Annotated in this window: 3 protein-coding genes; all 3 read right to left on the reverse strand. The window is 62.1% G+C overall.

Going from position 1 to position 1762, the window contains the following annotated elements:
• The coding region (locus tag DD606_RS24945; protein ID WP_255573130.1) for a condensation domain-containing protein at positions 1 to 769 on the reverse strand (769 nt) is incomplete at its 3' end.
• Positions 766 to 978, reverse strand: coding sequence for an MbtH family NRPS accessory protein (locus DD606_RS24950; protein WP_060579777.1), 213 nt, complete (start codon positions 976 to 978; stop codon positions 766 to 768). The genes DD606_RS24945 and DD606_RS24950, both read right to left, overlap by 4 nt.
• Positions 979 to 988: 10 nt before the next feature.
• Positions 989 to 1762 (reverse strand): enterochelin esterase (fes, locus tag DD606_RS24955; RefSeq protein WP_129259443.1); only part of this gene is annotated, 774 nt, incomplete at its 5' end.

Here is a 1762-nt window from a genome sequence, read left to right on the forward strand (position 1 = left end):
GGCCCAGCCACAGCACCACCAGCGCAAGCGCCAGATCGGTACGCTGCGCCTGGCCTGCCATCTGTGCAAGCTGGCTGAAAGCACGTCCGTCCATCGCCATTTTCAGGCGCAGGATGTCGGTGGTGGCGGCGTGTCCAGGCAGGGGCGCGGAAGAGAGCGAGACCGGAGAAGGAAGCTGTTGGCGCTGTTCGGCCCAGAAAGCACCGTCGCGCTGATACGCCTCACTGTCGCGATAGCGCTGGTACTCCTCCACCACCTCGGCGAAAGGGGTAAACGGGGAGGCGGGCGCGGGTTTCCCTTTCTGCCACGCAGCGTAAATGGCGGCGATCTGACGCGTAATGGCCGGGAAACTGAAGCCATCTACCACCAGATGATGATACCGCTGATACCAGTACCAGTGGCTTTCTCCCACTTGAATCAGCTGGTGAAACGCCAGCGGCTGACCGCTGTCGACGCGCAGGTTCTGCTTGAGATCGGCCTCCATCAGCGCCACGGCGGCGTCGTGGGAGTCAACGCGCACGATGGACGGCTCCGGCAGGAGCATGGCCTCATCGATCCACTGCCACACCTCACCGTGATCTTCGGCAAAACGCATCCGCAGGGTGTCGGCCTGCATCATGCCTTCAGCGATGGCTTTTGCCAGCAATGGCGCATCGATAGCGCCTTTCAGTTCGGTATAGTGCGCGACGCTCCAGGCGTTTGGCAGGGAGGAAAGCTGCTCTGCCATCCAAATCCCCGGCTGGGCGGCGACAAGAGGGAGACGGTTCATGCGCTCTCCCCCGCAAAATAAAACGGCTCAAGCGTCTGCCACTGTTCCGCCAGCCACTGCTGGCACGCCTCCTGAGATTGCGGTTCGCAGACCACGCGCCAGCCCGCGGGCAACTCGCACTGCTGCGGCCACAGGCTGTACTGCCCCTGGTCATTTTGCAAAATGGCGAACTGTCCCTGCGGATTATCGAAAGGATTGCTGAATTCCATACAGACTCCGTTATTGAATAAGCGGCTGCCAGAGGGTCATCAGCCCCTGCGTCAGCCCACCGCGCCAGCAAAGCGCATCGTGTCCGCCGTCAACCTGACGCCAGAAAACCGGTTGCTGAGTGTGTAGTTCGGCGAGGATCGCCTGGTTTGCGCGCAAAATAAGCGGCTCGTTGCGCCCGGCCTCAAGGACGATGCGCAGCCCGCGAGCGGTTTTTTCACCCGCTTTGAGTTGTTCGATGAGCAGCCCGTCCTGCTGCGCGCCGCGGTGCGGCCACCAGTAGGATCCGGACTGGCTGAGGATGCAGCCAAAACGCTGCGGCCAGTTGAGGCCCGCATAGAGGGAAGAGAGTCCGCCGAAGCTCTGACCCGCCACCACGGTATGGTCGGCGCGGTCGCTGAACGGAGCCATGCTTTTCACTTGCGGGAGAAGTTCTTCCTGCACCGCCAGCCAGAAATCAGGGTTGCACGGCAGCTCGCGGCTGCGGTGTGCGGTGTCAATGACGTCAATTAAGACATAAACCGCAGGCGGCAGTTTGCCTTCATGGGTGAGCGACGCCAGAGCAGGCCAGACGGGCATGCTTTCGGCCCAGAACTGCCCGTCAAGGAGCACCGCCAGCGGGCGCTCGGGGCTTTCATCCCCGGTGGTAAAAATCCACACGCGACGACGGTTCTTCAGACGCGCGCTGTGCCAATCAATACAGACAGGCTTATTGTAAGGGGTATCGGGATGGTTCCAGCCGGGCTGTACGGGCGCCTCCGGCATCTCCAGCGCCGAGACGGCGTG

The organism is Enterobacter cloacae complex sp. GF14B, from assembly GCF_004136805.1.
Lineage (GTDB): Bacteria > Pseudomonadota > Gammaproteobacteria > Enterobacterales > Enterobacteriaceae > Enterobacter > Enterobacter hormaechei_C.